The 18,982-nt window shown below is 70.4% G+C and carries 19 protein-coding genes; 5 read left to right on the top strand and 14 right to left on the bottom strand.

Going from position 1 to position 18,982, the window contains the following annotated elements:
• Positions 1–314: 314 nt before the first annotated feature.
• Together H5411_RS12230 and H5411_RS12225 are read right to left on the bottom strand one after the other, a co-directional pair.
• Complete coding sequence (locus H5411_RS12230) at positions 315–1,391, bottom strand: GDSL-type esterase/lipase family protein (protein WP_183123827.1); 1,077 nt, start codon at positions 1,389–1,391, stop codon at positions 315–317.
• A gap of 101 nt (positions 1,392–1,492) precedes the next feature.
• On the bottom strand, positions 1,493–2,950 hold the full coding sequence (locus tag H5411_RS12225) for an amidase (protein WP_220816826.1): 1,458 nt from the start codon (positions 2,948–2,950) through the stop codon (positions 1,493–1,495).
• A 92-nt stretch (positions 2,951–3,042) separates the two neighbouring features.
• On the opposite strand from H5411_RS12225, the gene H5411_RS12220 reads away from it, so the two are divergent.
• Entirely contained in the window at positions 3,043–3,645 is a 603-nt protein-coding gene (locus H5411_RS12220) for a TetR/AcrR family transcriptional regulator (protein ID WP_101439897.1), read from the top strand.
• Here H5411_RS12220 and H5411_RS12215 read toward each other — a convergent pair.
• The 5 genes from H5411_RS12215 to H5411_RS12195 are packed head-to-tail and all read right to left on the bottom strand — an operon-like array spanning position 3,623 to position 7,604.
• Entirely contained in the window at positions 3,623–4,831 is a 1,209-nt protein-coding gene (locus H5411_RS12215) for an RNA polymerase sigma factor (protein ID WP_101439898.1), read from the bottom strand. The genes H5411_RS12220 and H5411_RS12215 overlap by 23 nt on opposite strands.
• A complete protein-coding gene (locus tag H5411_RS12210) occupies positions 4,828–5,166 on the bottom strand; it encodes a YciI family protein (RefSeq protein ID WP_101439899.1) in 339 nt (112 codons plus the stop codon). Before H5411_RS12210 ends, H5411_RS12215 begins: the two co-directional genes overlap by 4 nt.
• A 15-nt stretch (positions 5,167–5,181) precedes the next feature.
• On the bottom strand, positions 5,182–5,892 hold the full coding sequence (locus H5411_RS12205) for an SDR family oxidoreductase (protein WP_101439900.1): 711 nt from the start codon (positions 5,890–5,892) through the stop codon (positions 5,182–5,184).
• A complete protein-coding gene (locus H5411_RS12200; RefSeq protein WP_101439901.1) occupies positions 5,889–6,743 on the bottom strand; it encodes an oxidoreductase in 855 nt (284 codons plus the stop codon). Before H5411_RS12200 ends, H5411_RS12205 begins: the two co-directional genes overlap by 4 nt.
• A 39-nt stretch (positions 6,744–6,782) precedes the next feature.
• Positions 6,783–7,604, bottom strand: a complete 822-nt coding sequence (locus H5411_RS12195; RefSeq protein WP_101439902.1) for a helix-turn-helix transcriptional regulator — start codon at positions 7,602–7,604, stop codon at positions 6,783–6,785.
• Between the two features lie 216 nt (positions 7,605–7,820).
• Here H5411_RS12195 and H5411_RS12190 point away from each other — a divergent pair, with 216 nt between their 5' ends.
• Complete coding sequence (locus H5411_RS12190; protein WP_101439903.1) at positions 7,821–8,720, top strand: glycoside hydrolase family 16 protein; 900 nt, start codon at positions 7,821–7,823, stop codon at positions 8,718–8,720.
• Positions 8,721–8,778: 58 nt separating this feature from the next.
• On the opposite strand, the gene H5411_RS12185 is transcribed toward H5411_RS12190, so the two are convergent.
• Positions 8,779–9,675, bottom strand: a complete 897-nt coding sequence (locus tag H5411_RS12185; protein ID WP_101439904.1) for a LysR family transcriptional regulator — start codon at positions 9,673–9,675, stop codon at positions 8,779–8,781.
• A gap of 98 nt (positions 9,676–9,773) precedes the next feature.
• Here H5411_RS12185 and H5411_RS12180 point away from each other — a divergent pair, with 98 nt between their 5' ends.
• Positions 9,774–10,616, top strand: coding sequence for an oxidoreductase (locus H5411_RS12180; protein WP_183123826.1), 843 nt, complete (start codon positions 9,774–9,776; stop codon positions 10,614–10,616).
• 39 nt (positions 10,617–10,655) lie between these two features.
• On the opposite strand, the gene H5411_RS12175 is transcribed toward H5411_RS12180, so the two are convergent.
• Entirely contained in the window at positions 10,656–12,470 is a 1,815-nt protein-coding gene (locus H5411_RS12175) for a hypothetical protein (protein WP_183123825.1), read from the bottom strand.
• A gap of 290 nt (positions 12,471–12,760) precedes the next feature.
• Between H5411_RS12175 and H5411_RS12170 the strand changes: the two genes are divergently transcribed.
• Both H5411_RS12170 and H5411_RS12165 read left to right on the top strand, forming a co-directional pair.
• A complete protein-coding gene (locus H5411_RS12170) occupies positions 12,761–13,543 on the top strand; it encodes a lysozyme (RefSeq protein ID WP_183123833.1) in 783 nt (260 codons plus the stop codon).
• A gap of 50 nt (positions 13,544–13,593) precedes the next feature.
• A complete protein-coding gene (locus H5411_RS12165) occupies positions 13,594–14,223 on the top strand; it encodes a hypothetical protein (protein ID WP_312878156.1) in 630 nt (209 codons plus the stop codon).
• Here H5411_RS12165 and H5411_RS12160 read toward each other — a convergent pair.
• The 5 genes from H5411_RS12160 to H5411_RS12140 all read right to left on the bottom strand — a co-directional run bounded on the left by H5411_RS12160 (position 14,159) and on the right by H5411_RS12140 (position 18,872).
• On the bottom strand, positions 14,159–15,085 hold the full coding sequence (locus H5411_RS12160) for an RNA polymerase subunit sigma-70 (protein WP_312878154.1): 927 nt from the start codon (positions 15,083–15,085) through the stop codon (positions 14,159–14,161). The genes H5411_RS12165 and H5411_RS12160 overlap by 65 nt on opposite strands.
• Positions 15,082–15,930 carry an alpha/beta hydrolase gene (locus H5411_RS12155; RefSeq protein WP_183123822.1) on the bottom strand — a complete coding sequence of 283 codons (849 nt, stop codon included), beginning with the start codon at positions 15,928–15,930 and terminating at the stop codon, positions 15,082–15,084. The genes H5411_RS12160 and H5411_RS12155 overlap by 4 nt, the downstream gene beginning before the upstream one ends.
• 36 nt (positions 15,931–15,966) lie before the next feature.
• Positions 15,967–16,128: a hypothetical protein gene (locus tag H5411_RS12150; protein WP_183123821.1), complete on the bottom strand. Its 162-nt coding sequence runs from the start codon at positions 16,126–16,128 to the stop codon at positions 15,967–15,969.
• A 322-nt stretch (positions 16,129–16,450) separates the two neighbouring features.
• Positions 16,451–17,953, bottom strand: coding sequence for an FAD-dependent oxidoreductase (locus H5411_RS12145; RefSeq protein WP_183123820.1), 1,503 nt, complete (start codon positions 17,951–17,953; stop codon positions 16,451–16,453).
• Position 17,954: 1 nt separating this feature from the next.
• A complete protein-coding gene (locus H5411_RS12140; protein ID WP_101439911.1) occupies positions 17,955–18,872 on the bottom strand; it encodes an AurF N-oxygenase family protein in 918 nt (305 codons plus the stop codon).
• Positions 18,873–18,982 lie beyond the last annotated feature (110 nt).

The following is an 18,982-nucleotide window of genomic DNA, read 5'->3' as shown; positions in this document are numbered from 1 at the left end:
GGGGTGTGGGGGAGGTGTGGGTGCTGGGTGGGTTGGGTGCGTTGGCTGCGGTTTGGCGAGTGGGGTGCGGGGAGGGCTGGTTAGCGAGTGGGGTGCGCGGCTTGGGTGGGTGGGCGCGTGGGGTTCGCGAGCTGCGGCTAGCGCCCCAATGTGGCATTGGGTGTGTGGGATGCACCGAACGCCACATTGGGAGCGTCGCGGCGGCGGCGGGCGGCAGCGGGGGCAGTCTCGGGCTGTGAGGGGAACCCTGAGGGAATCTGGGTCCGTGAGGGGGCCTCTCACGGAGTGCTGGCTCGGGGAATTGCGCGCCGGGGTCAGCTGATGGGTTCGGGGACTGCGTGGAGCTTTCCGTCGGGGCCGGATAGGCAGGAGGCGTTGCCTTGCTGGGTCTTGAGGAAATCGGTGAGGCAGTCGGCGATGGCGGCGTGTCCGGCGGCGTTGGGGTGGAAGGATTCCTGCAGGGCGTGGGCCGCCCGGTCGGTTTGGGTGAGGTCGTTCAGGTGCAGGGTGAGCCGGGTGAACCATTCCGAGGCCGGGTTCGCGCCGCCGGAGCAGGCTTCGTGTTTTTCGCCTGCTCGGGCCAGATCCAGGAATCGTGCGCCGGATTGGGCGGCGGCCTGTTTGATTCCCGCGGACAGGGTGCTGATTCCGGTGGTCGAAATCCACTGCAGGTCGTCGGTGCGGAAGGGGCAGCCGTTGAGGCTTTGCAAGTCCGGCGGGATGTCCGGGCCGACTGGGGTGGCGTAGGACTGAAGGACCAATTGGTAATCCGCGGGCACGTATCCGGCGTCGGCCAGGACCTTTTTCACGTCGCCTACCGCGTTCGCCACTTTGGGAACCATGGCGTCCACTTTGGACTTCCACGATTCTTTCAGCGCGACGTTGCAGGACGGGCCGTCGGCGGAGAACCAGGCCCGGAAGCATTCGCTGACCTGCGCGGAGAACTTCGGGTCGTCGTTCGCGCCGACCGCGATCACCACCGCGGCCACCCGGTGGTCTTTCACCACGTCGGCCAGTTGCGCGGCTTGGGACCGTTCGCCCCATTGTTTCGCGTCGCCCAGGGCGACCTGGGCGGAGGGCGCCCCGGAACAGCCCAGGTTGACCCGGGAGGTGATGCCGGGGATGCGGACCTTCTCCACGAACGCGGCGGACGAGCGGTGGCACCAGTCGCCGTTCTTGCCGTCGGTGTCCGGGGTGTAGGCGCCCGCGCCCTCGCCGGAGACGGTGCTGTCGCCGATCGACACGATGGTCAGGGGGCCCCGGCCGGGCGGGCCTTGGCGCGGCAGAGGCTGGCCGGGCCGGCTCTCGGTGCCGAAAAAGACGAAAAAGCCCACGAGAACAGCTACGCAGGCGAGGACCAGCGCCCCCCACCACCACCGGAATCGTCGCATCGCTCGCCAAGTCTAGCGAGAACCGGCCCGGCCACGTCAGGGTTCGCGGCGGCTGGGACGCGGGTCACCGCCCATCGACTGTCTACTGTGGACTCAACGGGTCATTCGCCTGCCCAGACCGGCGGCTTGCGGTGGGCCCACGGGGCGGCCTTCTCCAGCTGTCCGGCCAGGCGGAACAGCAGATCTTCGCGGCCGAAAGCGGCGGTGAACTGCATGCCGACCGGGAGTCCGGCGTCCGCGGCCAGCGGCACGGACATCGAGGGGACGCCGGAGACGTTCGCCGCCGCGGTGTAGGGCGAGCGGTCGAGGACGCGGTCCAGCCAGCCGAGGCCGTCCAGCCGGTCCGCGCCTTCGCCGTAGACGCCCAGCGGAACCGGCGGCTCCGGCAGGGTGGGGGAGAGCAGCACGTCGTAGCGCGCGAAGTGCCGGGCGAAGGTTCGGGAGACCTGGTTGCGGATCGCCAGTGCACGGACGAACTCGTCGGCGGTGACCTGGCGGCCGTAGCGATAGCTGGCCAGCGTGACCGGCTCCAGCGTGGTCTCGTCGACCGGGCGGCCGGTCGCGGCGGCGATGCCGTCGACCCACGGGGCCAGGTTCGCGGTCCATATCCGTGCGTTGCCGAGGACGAATTCTTCCCAGGAGACGCCTAGCTCCAGCGAGGTCTCTTCGACCTCGTGGCCGAGGGATTCCAGCAGTCGCATCGTTTCGGAGAGGGCTGCGGAGACCGCTTCGGTCGGCTGCCGGCCGCCCCACGGCTGCCGCAGGACCGCCACCCGCAGGCGGCCGGGGTCGAGTCGGGCTTCTTCCGCATAGGGGCGATCGGGGTGGGGAGCGAAGTACGGGTCGCCGGGTTCGGGGCCTTCGATCAGGTCGAGCAGGACGGCGCTGTCGCGTACGGACCGGCTTAGGCTGCCCTGGACGGCCAGTCCGTTGAAGATCTCGTCGGCACCCGGACCCTGCGAAACCCGGCCGCGGGTCGGCTTCAGACCGAACAATCCGTTGCAGGAAGCGGGAACTCGGATGGAACCCGCGGCGTCGGTGGCGTGCGCGACCGGGACGATACCGGCGGCGACCGCCGCGCCGGAGCCGCCGCTGGACCCGCCTGCGCTCCGGTCCAGGGACCACGGGTTGCGGGTCGCGCCGGAGAACTCCGGTTCGGTGGTGGTGCTGTAGGCCATTTCCGGAGTGGTGGTGCGGCCGATCGTCACCAGGCCTGCCCGGCGGAAGCGGCGCATCAGGAACGAGTCCTCGGGCGACACGGCGCCTGCGGCCAGGCGGCTGCCCAGTTCGCTGCGCTTGCCCGCCATGGCGACGCCGAGGTCCTTGATCAGGAACGGCACTCCGGCCAGCGGAGCGGACCCGGGAGCCGGGGCGTCCTCCGGCGGCCAGGCTTCGACTACCGCGTTGATCCGCGGATTCACCGCTTCGACTGCTCGCGCGGCCGCGTCGGCGACCTCGGCCGCCGTCACCTCGCCGCGTGCGATCAGGTCGGCCAGGCCGACCGCGTCGCAGCTCGCGTATTCGGAGATTTTCACCAGAACGCCCTTCGGGAGACTCATTCGTATCGCGTGATACCGAGTGGTATCACGAGGAACGGTTGTGTACCGTAGCTCGTGACGAACCGCATTGCCAGCCCCTCGAGGAAGAACCGATGACGAGCACCTCCGCCCGGCGGCCGACGCGCGTCGCGACCCTCCCGCCTCGCGAGCGCATCCTCGACGCGGCCGAGGAGCTGTTCCTCAACGAGGGCGTCGTCCGGGTCGGGGTCCAGGCGATCGCGGACCGCGCCGGGACCACGAAGATGGCGATCTACCGGCACTTCGGCACCAAGGACGCGCTCATCGCGGAATGGCTGCGGATCGTGGTGCACGACTACTCCGCCGCGTTCGACGCGGCCGAACAGACGCATCCCGGCGATTACGCGGAGCAGATCCGCGCGGTGGGGCGGTTCATCGTCGACGGCCTGCCCGACTTCTCCCACCGCGGCTGCCCGTTCACCAATTCCGTCGCCGAACTGCCCGATCCGGACCATCCGGCGCGAAAGCTGATCAGCGAGCACAAGACCCGCCAGTTCGGCAGGCTCCGCGCGATGTGCGAGGGCCTCGGCCTTCCCGACCCGGAGCTGGGCGCCGCGGAGCTGACGTTCGCGATGGAGGGGGCGCAGATCGCGGTGCAGAACGGCGGCGTCGAGAACGTCGGCGCGCACCTGACGAAGATCGTCGAAGGCGTGATCAGCCGCGGGAAGCGGGACTGAGGGCCGCCCGTTTTCGTTGCAGCAGACGGCGTTCGGCCTCGTTGGTCACCAGGCGCAGGGCTTCGTCGTAGGACTCGGCGGCTTCGCCGGTCCGGCCTAGGCGGGCGAGCAGGTCCGCCCGGACGGCGTGGAAGAGGTGCCGGTTCCCGAGGTCCAGAGTGTCCACAATGGTCAGCGCGGCGGCAGGTCCCTCGACCTCGGCGACCGCGACAGCCCGGTTCAGCGCCACGACCGGCGTGGGGGTCAGGGCGAGCAGCTGGTCGTAGAGGGCGAGGATCTGGATCCAGTCGGTGCCGTCGCTGTGCACGGCGTTGATCGCGGCCTGGATCTGGTACGGCCCTGGGCGATCGAGCCGCAGGCAGCGGCGGACGAGGTCCTGGCCTTCGGCGATCAGCGTCCAGTCCCAGCGGTCGCGGTCCTGGTCGGGAAGCAGCACGGGGATTCCGTCGGCGTCGAGCCGGGCCGCGCGGCGCGATTCGGTGAGCAGTTGCAGCGCGAGCAGGCCCAGCACTTCCGGTTCGTCCGGCAGCAGGTCGGCCAGGACGCGGGTCAGGCGAATCGCCTCGGACGCCAGGTCCGGCCGGGTGAGGTCGGCGCCGCTGCTGGCGGTGTGGCCTTCGGTGAAGATGAGGTACAGCACCGCAAGGACCGAGCTGAGCCGGTCCGGGAGGTCGGCCGCGTCCGGCACGCGGTAGGGGATCCGAGCGGCGCGGATCTTGGCCTTGGCACGCACAAGCCGTTGTGCCAGCGTCGATTCCGGGACGAGGAACGCGTGCGCGATCTCCGCGGTGGTGAGGCCGCCCAGCAGCCGGAGAGTGAGGGCGACCCGGGCGGCTGTGCCGAGGGCGGGGTGGCAGCAGGTGAAGATGAGCCGCAGTCGTTCGTCGGGCACCGCGCCTTCGTCGAACGGTTCGCTCGCGTGCAGGAGCGCGGCTTGCGCGTGCCGGTCGGCGCGGGCGGATTCGCGGCGGAGCCGGTCGATCCCGCGGTTTCGGGCGGTGGTGACGAGCCAGCCCGCGGGGCTCGGCGGCAGCCCTTCGGACCGCCATTTCACGGTCGCGATCGCGCACGCCTCCTGGACGGCGTCCTCGGCGAGGTCGAGGTCGCCGAAGACCCGCGCCAGCACCGCGACCGCACGGCCGTGCTCGGCGCGGAATACCCGCTCGAGCACGGCCGTCGAGATCAATGGAACTCCCGGACTTCCACCGGCAACGTCGTGATCTCCGAAATCCGCCGCGCCCAATCCGTGGCGGCAGCGGAATCCGGGGCGGTCACGATGGTGAAGCCGCCCAGGTGCTCCTTGCCCTCCGCGAAGGGCCCGTCGGTGTACAGGACGTCGTCGCCGGAGGCCCGGACCACCTTCGCCGCGGCCGCGGGATGCAGCCCGCCCGAGAACACCCAGGCGCCGGCTGCTTTCATCTCGTCGGTCACCGCTTCGAGGCGCGCCGCGATGTCCGCGAGCACCTCGGGCTCCGGGGCTCCGCTGTCGGGCTGGTAGATCCCGAGCAGGTACTGCGGCACGGCCTCCTCCTTCGCTCAGCGCTGCCGGGCCGGCCGCACGATCATCTCGCTGACGTCGACGTCGGCCGGCTGGTCGAGAGCGTAGGCGATGGCGTCGCCGATCGCTTTCGGTTCGATGGAGTCCTTGCGGTAGATCCGCATGAACTCCCGCGTTTCCGGGACGCTGATCGTGTCCGCCAGTTCGGAGGCGACGACGCCGGGGGAGACCGTGGTGACGCGGATCGACGGTTCGCATTCCAGCCGCAGGCCCTCGGTGATCGCCCACGCCGCGTATTTCGTCCCGCAGTACACCGCCGCGGTCGGGGTGACCTGATGCGCGCCGATCGACGCGACGGTCACGAAATGGCCCCGGCGCTGGCGGGTGAAGTGCGGCAAGGCGGCGGCGATGCCGTGCAGCAGGCCCCGGATGTTGACGTCGATCATCCGGTCCCATTCCTCGACCAGCCCGGCGTCCAGCCGGGACAGCGGCATCACCCCGGCGTTCGCGACGAACGCGTCGATCTCGCCGTGGTCTCGCACCGCGCGGTCGACGAACTCGGCGACGGCGGCGCGGTCGGTCACGTCGAGGCGGTGGACTTCGATGCCGTCCGCGCTGGCGGCGAGTTCCGCGAGCCGGTCTTCGCGGCGTGCTCCGGCGACCACGTGCCAGCCGTCGGCGGCGAGCCGGCGGGCAGTGGCTTCGCCGATGCCGCTGCTGGCACCGGTGATCAGGGCGACCTTGCTCATTCGGCTTCCCTCGGGAAATCGGCGGACAGCGTGACGTCGCGCCAGTCGTCGAACGTCTTGCGGAGGGTGTCGAGGCGGGCGGTGGCGATGTCGTAGGCCGCTCGGCCGAGCAACAGGCGCAGCGGCGGTTCGGCGGAGGTGACCGCATCGATGACCGCGGTCGCGGCTCGCGCCGGGTCGCCGGGCTGCTTGCCGTAGGTGGCGAGCGTCGAGGTCCGGCGCGCACCCGCGGTGTCGGCGTAATCGTCGATGCGGATCGCGGACTCCCGCATGGACGGGCCCGACCAGTTGGTGCGGAACGCGGCCGGTTCGACGATCGTGACGCCGATGCCGAGCGGCCCGACTTCGGCGGCGAGTGACTCGCTGAAGCCTTCGACGGCGAACTTCGTGGCGTGGTAGTAGCCGGTCGCGCCGAAGGCGGCCAGCCCGCCGAGCGACGAAACCGAGACGATGTGGCCGCTGCGCCTCGCGCGCATCCCCGGCAGGACAGCGCGGGTCAGCGCCATCAGGCCGAACACATTGGCCTCGAACAACGCGCGGATCTCGGAGTCCTCGCCCTCTTCGGCGGCGGCGAGATAGCCGTAGCCGGCGTTGTTGACGAGCACGTCGATCTGGCCGAATTCACGCTGTGCCTCGCCGAGCGCGGCGGTGATCTGCTGCTGGTCGGTCACGTCGAGCGCGACGGCCAGCGCGCGTCCGGGGTGCGCGGCGACGAGGTCCGCGACGCGTTCGGGATCGCGGGCGGTGACGACCGCGCGCAGGCCGCGTTCGAGCACGGCGGTGGCGAGTGCGCGGCCGAGACCGGTGGAACATCCGGTGATGAACCAGACGGGTGTGGCGTTTTCAGACATGGATCTGCCCCTGAAGGAATTCGGAAATGGCAAAAAAGGTCAGCGGTCGCCCGCGGCGAGGCTCCCGAGCAGCCCCAGAGAGGCCTCCGACGGACTGCCCGGATCCGCTTGGTACACCACGAGTTGCTGGCCGGGAGCGCTGTTCACGGTCATCGATTCGTAGTGCAGGGTGAGCATTCCGACCAGCGGATGCCGGAACCGTTTCAATTCGTGCGTTTTCTGCCGGAGCTCGTGGCGCGCCCACAGCCGGCGGAAATCGGCGCTCTTGAGCGACAGCTCGCCGACCGCCTCGATCAGCAGCGGATCGTCCAGATCGGTGCCCGCCGCCGACCGCAGGCCGCCGACGGTGTTCACCGCGACCCGCTCCCAATCCGGGTAGAACTCCCGGGCGTCGGGGTCGAGGAACACCAGCCGCAGCAGGTCGCCGCTGTACTCGTGCCCGGCGAACAGCGCCTCGCCGAGCAGATTCGACGCGAGCACGGTCATGCACCGGCCGAGCACGACCGCGGGAGTCTGCGGCCACGCGTCCATCAGCTGCACCAGCCGCGGGCTGACCCGTTCTTTCGCGGGCGGCCGCTTCGGTCGCTTCGGCTGGGCCAGCGAGTGCAGATGGGCCAGCGCCTCGTCGTCGAGCCGCAGCGCTCGTCCGAGCGCCTCGACGACCTGCGCCGACGGCGTCCGCTCCCGGCCCTGTTCAAGCCGCACGTAATAGTCGGTGCTCACCCCGGCCAGCCGCGCGACCTCCTCGCGGCGCAGGCCGCTGACCCGGCGCCGGGTGTCGGCGAGCAGGTCCGCGTCCGCCGGGGCGGTAGTGCTCCGCCGGGCCCGCAGGAACTCGCCGAGGAGGTTGCTGTCGCTCATGAATCCAGGCTAGGTCTCCGGCGGCGGCCGCGGGGCACGCAAAGGGGGTGTGATTCTCCCACCCTCGCGGTACCCCGTGCGGCAATGGTTCAAACCTTTCCGGCCGCGCTCTGCCCGCGCGCACCGCGGCCGCGGACCCGGCAGGCAGACTGTTTTGACTGGTCAGCGGCGCAGTCCGACCCTGCTGAGACCAGCCCTCCACCGGAAAGGCCCGCCATGCGCCGAACTCCGATTCTCCTGGCCGTCGTGGCCGCCGTGTCCGCCGTGTTGCTGACCGCCGCGCCCGCACAAGCGGCCGAAACCTGGACCACGGTGTTCGAGGACACCTTCGACGGCCCCGCCGGCACCGGTCTCGACCCGCAGAACTGGCTCTACGACAAGGGAACCGGCTACCCCGGCGGTGCGGCGAACTGGGGCACCGGCGAGATCGAGACGTCGACCGACTCGACGGGCAACGTCTACCACGACGGAGCCGGGCACCTGGTGATCAAGCCGCTGCGGGACGCGAACGGCGCGTGGACGTCCGGCCGGATCGAAACCCAGCGCACCGACTTCGGCGCGCCGGCGGGCGGGCAGATGGAAATGAGCGCGACGATCCAGCAGCCCGACCCCTCGCACGGCCTCGGGTACTGGCCCGCGTTCTGGGCGATGGGCGCGGACGCGCGGCCGGTCGGCGCGACGAACTGGCCGAGCATCGGCGAACTGGACATCATGGAGAACGTGAACGCGCTGGACAAGCATTCCAGCACGTTCCACTGTGGACAGTGGGCGGGGGAGTGCCACGACCCGGACGGGATCAGCAGCGATCTGCAGGACTGCGCCGGCTGCAAGACGGGATACCACACGTACTCGGTGGTGGTGGACCGCCGGAACGCCGCGGCGGAGGAGCTGCGGTTTTCCCTGGACGGCAAGGAAACCTTCGCGGTGAAGCAGAACCAGGTGTCCGACGCCACCTGGAAGGCCGCGGTGGACCACGGGTTTTTCGCGATCTTCGACGTCGCGATCGGCGGGTCTTATCCGAACAAGGTATGCGGGTGCACCAGCCCGGGGGCGGACATCACGCCGGGGGCGGGGATGAGCATCGACGCGTTCTCGGTGAAGGTCAGCAAGGGGTGAAGGCGTTGTGCGTGTTTATCCCGGTTCTCACCGGGATAAACACGCACAACGCGCCGCGTCAGCCCGCCCCGGACAGATCCGTCGTCTCCGCCAGCCGGGTCGCCACCTCCAGCAGGGCGGCCGGGCGCGGGCCGTCCGCGCGCCACACCACCACCGTGTGCGCTGTCTCGCCCTCCAAGGGCACGAACACCACTCCCGTGCGGCGAAGGCTGTGCGCGGACCGCGCCAGCCGCGTCACGCCGACGCCGGCCGCGACCAACCCCAGCAGTCCCTGAACCGTCGCGGTGCGCTGCACGACGTCCGGAGTGAACCCGGCCGCGGCGAAATCGGCGTCGTACTTGCGATGCCAGGGATCCCACGACGTCCGCGGCGTCAGCACCCACGGCTCGTCGGCGAGGTCGGCCAAGCGCAGCGACGACCGGTCGGCCAGCCGGTGACCGGAGGGCAGGACCGCGCAAACCTCCTCGGTGAGCAGAGTGTGCGTCGCCAGCCCGTCGACCAGCGGCGGGCGCGTGAAGCCGGCGTCGAATCGGCCGTCGAGGACACCGTCGACGAGGTCCGCGATCGAGAGTTCCGCGGTCGTGACGGTCAGCTCCGGGAGCTGCTCCCGCACCGCGCGCACGACCGGCGGGAGCAGGTAGTTCGCCGTGCTGGCCAGGAAAGCCAGCCGCAGGGTGCCGAGCTCGCCGCGTACCGCACGAGCGACCGTCGCGACCGCGGCGTCGGCGCGGGCGAGCACCGCACGTGCTTCCGGCAGGAAGAGTTCGCCGATCGCAGTGAGCCGAGTGCCGCGGGCGTCACGGTCGAAGAGTTTCGCGCCGAGTTGGCGTTCCAGCACGGTGATCTGTTGGGACAGCGACTGCTGCGCGATGTGCAGGGCCGCTGCCGCGCGCGTGAAGCTCGTCGTCTCGGCGACGGCGACGAAGTAGCGCAGCTGCCGCAGCTCAGGGGTCACAGGCTGAGACTGTAGCCCGCCAGCGAACCGGTGTTGGCGGCCCACGGCAGGTGCGCGCCACGATCGGAGGCGGAAGAAACCACTGGAGGGACTGCTCAATGACCGAGGAAACCGACGGCCGCGTCTGGCTGATCACCGGATGCTCGAGCGGCTTCGGCCGCGAACTCGCCCAGGCCGCGCTGGCCGCGGGGGACCGGGTCGTCGCGACCGCCCGCAAACCGGAGACGCTCGCCGACCTCGCCGACGCAGGCGGGAACCGGGTGCGCACGGCTGCGCTGGACGTCACCGACCCGGCGCGGATCGACGCCGCGGTGCGGACCGCGCTGGACAGATTCGGCCGGATCGACGTGCTGGTCAACAACGCCGGCCACGGCTCGGTCGGCGCGGTCGAGGAACTGACGCTGCCCGATCTGCGCGCGGTGCTCGAGGTGATGTTCTTCGGCGCGGTCGCGATGACCAAGGCCGTCGTCCCGCTGCTGCGGGAACAGAGGAGCGGCACGATCGTGCAGATGAGCTCGATGGGCGGGCTCCTCGCGCCGCCCGCGTTCGGGGCTTACTGCGCGGCGAAATTCGCGCTGGAAGGCCTGTCCGAGGCGCTCGCGGCGGAGGTCGCGCCGCTCGGGATCAAAGTGCTGATCGTGGAGCCGGGCGCGTTCCGGACGTCGTTCGGCGGCGCGGCGATGCACCGCTCCCGGGCGATCGACGCCTACGCCGAGTCGACTGCGGCCACTCGCGCCGCGATCGAGGGGATGGACGGGACCCAGCCCGGTGACCCGGCGAAAGCGGCGGCGGCGATCCTTCGCGCGGTGAACGCGCCGGACGCACCGCTGCGGCTTGCGCTCGGCGCGGACGCCGTGGACGCGATCCGCGGCAAGATCGCCGCGCTGAGCAAGGATCTCGACTCCTGGGAGACGGTCAGCCGGGCCACCGCGCTGGACTGAGGACTGGTGGCCGCCCGCGCGGGCGGCCACCAGCTCGGATCACGGGTAATTCGGGACGTCGACCGGCTTGGTGCCGTCCGGGGTCGCGTCGCCCGTGTCGTTCACGACGTGGGTGATCGTGCCGCGGTGGTTCAGCGACACGGTGAGCAGGCTGTGCAGTTTCACCCCGCCGTTCTGCGGCACCTCGAACGCGTGATAGCTCGAGACGGCCGGGTTGGTGTCGAAGAAGCAGTAGCTGCCCAGGCCCCACGCCTCGTGCGACGTCACGTTCGCGCCGACCTTGTACGCGGCGTACCCGGCGGTGCCGGGCGCGGAATTCCACGAAGCCTGATCCGGGACGTCGTAAGGCATTTCGTTCTGGAAGAAGATCGTCTTCCCGTTCTGGCCGTTCCACACGACCTGGAACTTCTGGTAGTGCTCCACGAACAACCCGGTCGCGGTCACGTTGTCGCCGTTGACGAGCACCCCGGTGTCGGCGGTGTTCGTGGTCCAGCCGACGGTCCCGCTGTCGCCGTGGTCGGCGCGCCACGCCCAGACGTGGTCGACGATCGTGTCGTCGCTGTTCACGACCAGGCTGGTGGTCGCTTTCCCGGCCAGATCGCCGCCGACGCGGAAGAACACGTCCTGCAGCGACGTCGGATTCGCCGCGTGGCTCGTGTGCTTGCCGCTTTCGCCGACGGTCAGCAGGGACTGCGAATTCTGGGTGCCCGCGTCGAACAGCAGGCCCTTCACCCGCACACCGTCCACATCGGACACATGCATCGCGTCGACGCCGTTGTCCGGGATCAGCGTCGGGTAGCCGATGCCGAGCACCGTCGTGCCCGGGCGGGTCACGTTCAGCGTCTGGTCGAGGTGATAGGTGCCGGGGGTGAAGAACAGGTTGCAGCCGGAGTCGAGGGAGCTGTTGATGCTCTCCGCGGTGTCGCCGGGCTTGACGACGCGGAACTGGCTCATCGGGACGGAATCGCCGGGCGTGCCGCCGTTCGCCCAGCTCGGACCGGACGCGTTCGTGCGCAGGGACGGCAGGAAGACGCGGTAGTTGCCGCCGTCGTCCACGTACAGGTACGGCACGTCGCGCGACACCGGCGTGGTGTCGAGCGTCGTTTCCGGCGGGCTCGGGAACGAGTTGGCCGGCGCGCCGGTGGTGCCGGAGAAGACCATGTTCCAGACGCCGCCGTCCCAGCTGCCCAGCGCGGAATCCCGCGTGTACCACTGCTGCTGCGAAACGGACGCGGCCTGCCCGGACACACGGGTGTCGGCGACGTAGCCGCCGCTCGCGTAGCCGTAGCTGGCCGGGTACAGCTGCAGTCCGCCCTTGACGTCCATCCGGCGGAACGGCGCGGCCTGCGACACCGCCCAGCGGTCGCTGCCGCTGGACGGCGTCACGGCCATGTTCTCCGCCGACCGCCAGAAGTTCTGCAGTGCGGAACCCTGGTCGGACTGGTTGAAGGCGTCCACGGTGATGTCGCCGTTGATCTGGACGTCGTCCGGATTCTGTCCCAGGCCGGCGACCGAGGTGTAGAAGCCGACGTTGTCGTGCACCGCGTAGCTGCCCGGTTTGAACAGGTGCGCGACGCGGCCCGAGCCGAACTGCGCGGTCTGCGTGTCCTTCTGCGCCTCGAAGTCCTTGTCCAGCTGGGCCTGGATCGTCGCGGAAGGCATTCCCGGGTCGAAAATGTGCACGTTCGGCCCGAAGTCCGGCTGGTCGGACTGGCCGGTGCAGCCCGCCTGCCCGGACGCTGGGTCCGCGGCGGCGGGGACGGCGAGACCGGCCGCGGCGAGCAGGGCCAGCGCGAGCAGGGCAGGTCCGCGGGATCGGGACGGCCGCCCGGGCGGTCGGGAAGTCCGGTTCACGTGGGGACACCTCCGGCGGTAGGGAATTTGCCCACCAGTTTGTGGTTGGCAACAACAAATTAAACGCCAGCGCCTGTGCCGCCGGTCACAACTCGGTCACAGTTGTCTGGACCACTCGCGCCATTCCGGGTGCCGGAATCGTGATCACTTCCGGGTGACGCAGCCAGCCCCGGGCGGCGTTGTGCCCCACGATGGGCCGTGGACCTGCCACCGTGAAGATCGGAGTCTCGGTGACCCGGACAGCAACGGACAAACCCCGGCGGCTCGGCTTCGCCGCCGCCGCGTCGGCCATGGCGATGGTGTGCGGCGTCGCGACCGCCGGACCGGCCGCGGCCGCGGACTACTCGAAGGCCGGCGAAAATGTGGCTGGTTCACAAATTCTGCGGCACGAGGGCGTGCGGAGCGGGACCCCGCGGCTCGACCCTGCGACCGGTCAGACCCTCGGCCACGACGTGAGCGGACACCAGGGCGCGGTCGACTGGGGCCAGGCCGCGGGCGCGGGCGCCCGGTTCGCCTACGTCAAGGCGACCGAGGGCACCGGATACGTGAGCCCGCAGTTCGACCAGCAGTACAACGGCGCGCACGACGCGGGCCTGGTCCGCGGCGCCTACCACTTCGCCCGCCCGGACGTCTCCAGCGGAGCCGAACAAGCCGACTACTTCATCGCCCACGGCGGCGCGTGGCGCGGCGACGGCACGACGCTGCCGGGCGCGCTGGACATCGAATACAACCCGTACGGGGACGCCTGCTACGGCAAAAGCCCGGCCGACATGACCGCGTGGATCGCCGATTTCACCCAGCGCTACCTGGCGAAACAGCGCCGCAGCGCGATCATCTACACCTCGACGTCCTGGTGGAAGCTCTGCACCGGCAACGCGGACGGGTTCGGCGACACCAACCCGCTCTGGCTCGCCCGGTACGCGCCGGAAATCGGCGAGCTCCCGGCGGGCTGGGACAAGCAGAGCATCTGGCAGTTCTCGCGGACCGGCAGCCTGCCCGGCGACCAGAACTACTACAACGGCCCGATGAACCGGGTGGAGGCGCTCGCCAGGGGAGGCGGTTCGTCGGCGTGATCGCCGGAAAGGCCGTACCGGGGAAGGTCCCGCCGTAGTTGGATCGCCGGGTGACTTTCGCGATCGGACTCTTCGACCTCTTCACCTACGCGATCCCGGGCGCCCTGCATCTGGCGGTCCTGGCCTATCTCGCCGAACGACTGCACTGGGTCGACGTGGGCGCCGTCGCCCGCGGGCCGGGCGCTGTGGTCGTGATCGGGATCGTGGTGGCGAGCTACCTGCTCGGATACCTGGCGTATCCGCTGGGCGCGCGGGCAGCGCGGTTGCTGCCGCGGCGGCGGAAGCGGAACGCGCGAGAGGAGTTCCTGCGCCGGAACCCCTCCGCCCGCGGGCAAGCGTTCGTCGAGGCGGACTCGTTCCTGCTGCTCTCGGCACTGCAACTGCACGACGCCGACGCGGCGATGGAGGCGACCCGGCTGCGCACCGCCGGGCTGATGCTGCGCAATTCCAGCCCGGCGATGGCGTTCGGCTTCGTGGCGTCGGTGGTGGAACTGATCGTCGGGCCGCATCGGGTGTTCGCCGCGTGCGCTGGGGTGCTGTTCGCGGTGGCGGGCCCGGCGCTGATCGCACAGGGGCGGTTGATGACGCACTGGGCGAGCGTGAAGACGCTGGAACTCAGTTTTTGGGTGCCGGAGGTGGAGGAGACGCTGGCGGCCAGGCAGAAGACGGAGCGACCTTGATGCGTTCGACGAGCGCGGGGTCGTCGAAGACAGTCACCCCCGCGATCCCGTCCCGCCGGACGTCGAGCACCGCGACGCCGAACGGTTTCCCCTGCCAGCGGACGACGGCTGCGGGCTGACCATTGACGACCGCTCGGTCCATCCGCCAATCGCCGGGACTGCCCACGGCAGCGGCGAACACCTGGGAACAGTCGCCCATGCCCTTGAACCAGGTCCGGCTCGGCAGCAGCTCCAGCGTCGCGTCGGCGCGAAGCACGTTCGTCAAGCCGGAGACGTCCGCGCTCTCGAAGGCGGTGACGTACGCGTCGAGCAGCCGCCGCGCCTGCGGGGAACTGGGCTCGACGACGTCCTCGGGACCGGACTCGACCTCGGCCAGCCGCGCCCGGGCGCGTTGCAGGCTGCTTTTGACCGCGGCGACGGACATATCCATCATCTCGGCGACCTCGGCGGCGGGGAACGCCAGCACCTCGCGCAGCAGCAGCACCGCCCGCTGAGCGGGAGGGAGCGTCTGCATCGCGGCGATCAACGCCAGCCGCAAGTCCGCGCGGTCGCCGGGGAACGGCTCGATCCACGTTTCCGGCGGCAGCACGTCCGGTTGTGCGTCGTCGGCGGGCGCACCGATGCCCGAGGGCAGGGCGCGCCGCCCGCGGTCCCGGGCGGCGTTGAGGCACACGTTGGTCGCGATGCGGTGCAGCCAGGTGCGCACCGACGACCGCTCTTCGAAGCCGTCCCAGGCTCGCCAGCCGCGCAGATAGGTCTCCTGGACCGCGTCCTCGGCCTCGTGCCACGACCCGAGCAGCCGATAGCTGTGCGCCAGCAGCTCGCCGCGGAGCGGGGCCGCCGCTCGTTCGAAATCCGTCACCGGACCAGTGTCGACCGCAGCCACGATCCCGCCTTCCCAACCGCCTCGTCGGCCACGGCGGTGTTGCCGGCCGCCATCTGGAACGTGTGGACCTGGCCGGGGAATTCGTCGAGGCGGACCTCGACGTCGGCTTCTCGCATCCGCCGGGCCAGCTCCCTGCTGTCGTCCAGCAGGGATTCTTCGGCACCGGCCTGAAGATACGTCGGCGGAAGCCCGTGCAGGTCCGCGTGCAGGGGCGCCGCGAGCGGGTCGCGCGGATCCGCTCCGGCCAGGTAACCGGCGGCCAGCCCGCGGACTAGTTCTCGGGTGAAGAACGGGTCGCTGCCGGTGTCGTATGTGGTGCCGTCAGCTTCGAGGTCGGTCCATGCCGACAGCAGCAGCAAGGACGCGGGCATCGGCAGGTCCTCGTCTCGGGCGCGTGCTGCGAGGCCGACTGCCAGCGTCGCTCCGCAGGAGTCGCCAGCGATGGCGATCGGGCCGGATTCGCTGGTGAGCAGCCATCGATAGGCCGCCGTGACGGTGTCGAGCTGGCTGGGGAACACGTGCTCCGGGGTGAGGCCGTACTCGACGGCGAACGTGCTGACCCCGGCCGCCCTCGCCAGGTGGCCGAACATCCGGCGGTGGATAGCGGCCGATCCGCCCACGAATCCGCCGCCGTGGATCGCCAGGATCGCCGGACCGGCCAGGGCGTTCGGCGGACGCAGCCACAGTCCGGCCGGTGCCGCTATTGCCTCGACCGCGACGTCGCCGGGTTCTGTCGCGAGCGTTTCCCAGGCCGGGGTTTGCTGACCGCGCGCCCGTGCTTCCCAGAGTGCGCGGTTGGGGTCCTGCGTTGTTGTGGTCATGACGGATAGACCCCGGGCGGGCCGGAAAGGAATCGGTCAGCTGCCGGCGGGTTCGCGCCAGATCAGGCTGGCGTCGAGCGCTGTCGTGAGGCGGGTGATCGTTTGCCGGGTGGCTTCGTCGTTGGCGTGCTCGGGGAGCCAGGCACAGGCGAGGTAAGCGGCGGCGAGGTCGGCGGTAGCGGAGGCGCGGCGAGGCATTCCTCGATCTGAGCGAGTGAGGGGCCGGTGCCGGAGGGGAAGCGCGCGCCGGACAGGTCGGCGCTGTCGATGACGACGATGTCGAGGTGGAGGTAGACCGGCACCGGGCCGAGTTGGGCGAGGGCAGCGGTGATCGCGGCGGGGACGCGGTGGACCTGGCTGGTGGCAAGGCAATCTAGGCGGCGAGGCAGGGAGATGAAGCGGGGTCAGAGCCGTGACCCGGGGAGACGGTGTCGGACGCGTCGTTACTGCACCGCGTTCGCGCTGGCGGAGGTCCCGGCCGCGACGGGAAACCGCGGCCGGGATTCCGCAAAGGACAGTCTCAGCGACCCCGGAACCGCGCGGCCAGCGCCGCGATCGGGGAGCGTCGTCCTCGCAGCGGGACTTCGCCCGAAGTGATGTCTGCCAGCAGCGTCGCTACCGTTTCCCGGGCGCACGTTCGGTTCGCGCCGATGCCGCCGGACGGGCCGCGCTTGATCCAGCCCACCACGTACGCGCCGGTCCGGCCCTCGACCCGTCCCGCGGTGTTCGGGATCGTTCCGGCCGCCTCGTCGAACGGCAGGCCCGGCACCGGACGACCCCGGTAGCCGACAGCGCGCACGACCTGTCCAGCGGCGATCTCGACGGGTTCGGAAGGGCCTTCGACCCGCAGGCCGCGCACCTGCCGGTCGCCGGTGATCTCGACCGGGGCCGAGTGGAAGCGCAGCACGATTCGGCGGGGGCCGTCCGTGGGAGGGGCGGTCCAGTCGACCGTCTCGCGGTCCAAGTCCTGCAGCAGTGCGGCTTTTCCGGTGCCCGCATCGATCGCGGCGGTGGTGCGCGGGTCTTCGGCATCGACGACGAGCGGCACGGAAGACCGCTGCGCCAGCGCGATCAGTTCGGGGGAGGTGTAGGCGGCGTCTTCCGGGCCGCGCCGGGCCAGCAGCACGACTTCGCGGACCTTGCTGGAGCGCAACCGTTCCAGCGCGTGCGGAGCGATGGTCGTGCCGTCGAGATCGTCCGGGTCGGCGGTGAGGATCCGGGCCACGTCCAGTGCGACGTTGCCGGTGCCGATCAGCACCACCCGCTCCGCGGACAGGTCGACCGCGTCCGCGGGGACATCCGGGTGGCCGTTGTACCAGGCGACCACCGTCGTCGCGGCGAGGCTGCCGGGCAGCTCCTCCCCGGCGAGGCCGAGGGTGCGCGCGGACGAGGCGCCGACCGCGTAGATCACGGCGTCGTGGCGTTCGGCCAGCTCGTCCACCGTCACGTGGCGGCCCACCTCGACGCCGAGTTTCAGCTTCAGCCGCGGGTGGTCGTGGAACCTCGAGAAAGTCTCGCCGATCCGCTTCGTGTCCGGGTGGTCCGGGGCGACGCCGAAGCGCACGAGACCGCCCGCGACCGGCAGCCGGTCGATCAGCGTGACGCGCGCGTTGGTGTGCAGCAACAGGTCTTCCACCGCGTACATCCCGGCCGGGCCGGTGCCGACGACCGCGACGTCCGCGGGCTCGAGATCGCTCGGGATGTCCCGGTCGAACGTCGGCGGGCCCCAACGGTGGAAGTTCGGCGCCGGGTTCGCGGTGACCTGCGGGCGGTCGGCGAAGAAGTCCGCGTTGATCCCCGCGTACACCTTCATCGAGTCGGTCAGCAGGTCCACCGGGAAGATCGCGTCGACCGGGCACGCGTCGGCGCACGCGCCGCAGTCGATGCAGGACGCCGGGTCGACGTAGAGCATCTCGGTGGTGCCGAAGTCCGGCTCGTCCGGCGTCGGGTGGATGCAGTTGACCGGGCAGACCGACACGCACGTCGCGTCGTTGCAGCAGGTCTGGGTGATCGCGAAGGCCATGTCAGATCAGATTCGCCCGCTTGTAGAACACCAGCGCCGGCTTCGTGAGCAGGCCGCACGAGCCGAGGAACTCCATCAGCCCGGCACAGCTCGAGCGCATCATGGACTTGTGGTGCTCGTTGGCCTTCGCCTCGCGCAGCGCGCGCTCGGCGTCCAGCCCGGCGTTCTTGTACACGTCGCGGTTGACCATGCTGCTGACGATGAAGTACGACGCGATCGCGATGACCAGCGCGTTGAACTGACGGCGCACGGCTCCCGCGCCCTCCAGCTGCTCGCGCGTCTCCTCGCGGGCGAACTTCATGTGCCGAGACTCTTCGACGACGTGGATGTTGTTGATGGTTCGCACGAACGGGACCACGCGCTCGTCGCGCATCCAGTCGCGCTGCATCACGTCGAGCACCTCTTCGGCGACCAGGATCGCCGCGTACGCCGCTTCGCCGCCGGCGACCGCCTTGAAAACGCGGCCCAGTTCGACGGCGAGCCGGCGCGGCCGGTACGGGGGAGCGCCGAGCTTCTGCGCGCCGCGGGCGAACATGATCGAGTGGCGGCATTCGTCGGCGATCTCAGTGAGCGCCCACTGGAACGCGGGGTCGGTCGGGTCCTTGGCGTAGAAATCGCGCAGCACCATCTGCTGCAGGATCATCTCGAACCAGATCCCGGTGCTCGCGACCGACGCCGCCTCCTGGCGCGTCAGCTCCTTCTGCTGCTCCGGGGTCATCTCGGCCCAGTAGCTCGTGCCGTAGAGCGTGCTCCACTCCGGGCTGGCCCCGTGGAAGTCCTTGTCCAGCGGGGTTTCCCAGTCGACCTCGGTGGCCGGGTCGTAGGACAGGGTCGCGGAGGAGTCGAGCAGCCGCTGCGCGGTCTCGTGCCGGCCGGACGGGGCTGCTTCCGGTGCTCGTTGCACGTCTGCGCTGGTCATTCGGTCCTCCCTGAGCGACATTGATTAGGCGTTACCGCGGTTCACTGTTACCAAAGGTAACACCTATCTGGCCGTATCGCGAGAGGCGCCGGCGAACGGGGTGTCGTCCG

The sequence above is a fragment of the Amycolatopsis echigonensis genome (genome assembly GCF_014174495.1).
Lineage (GTDB): Bacteria > Actinomycetota > Actinomycetes > Mycobacteriales > Pseudonocardiaceae > Amycolatopsis > Amycolatopsis echigonensis.
This window is presented reverse-complemented; position numbering and strand designations above follow the sequence as displayed.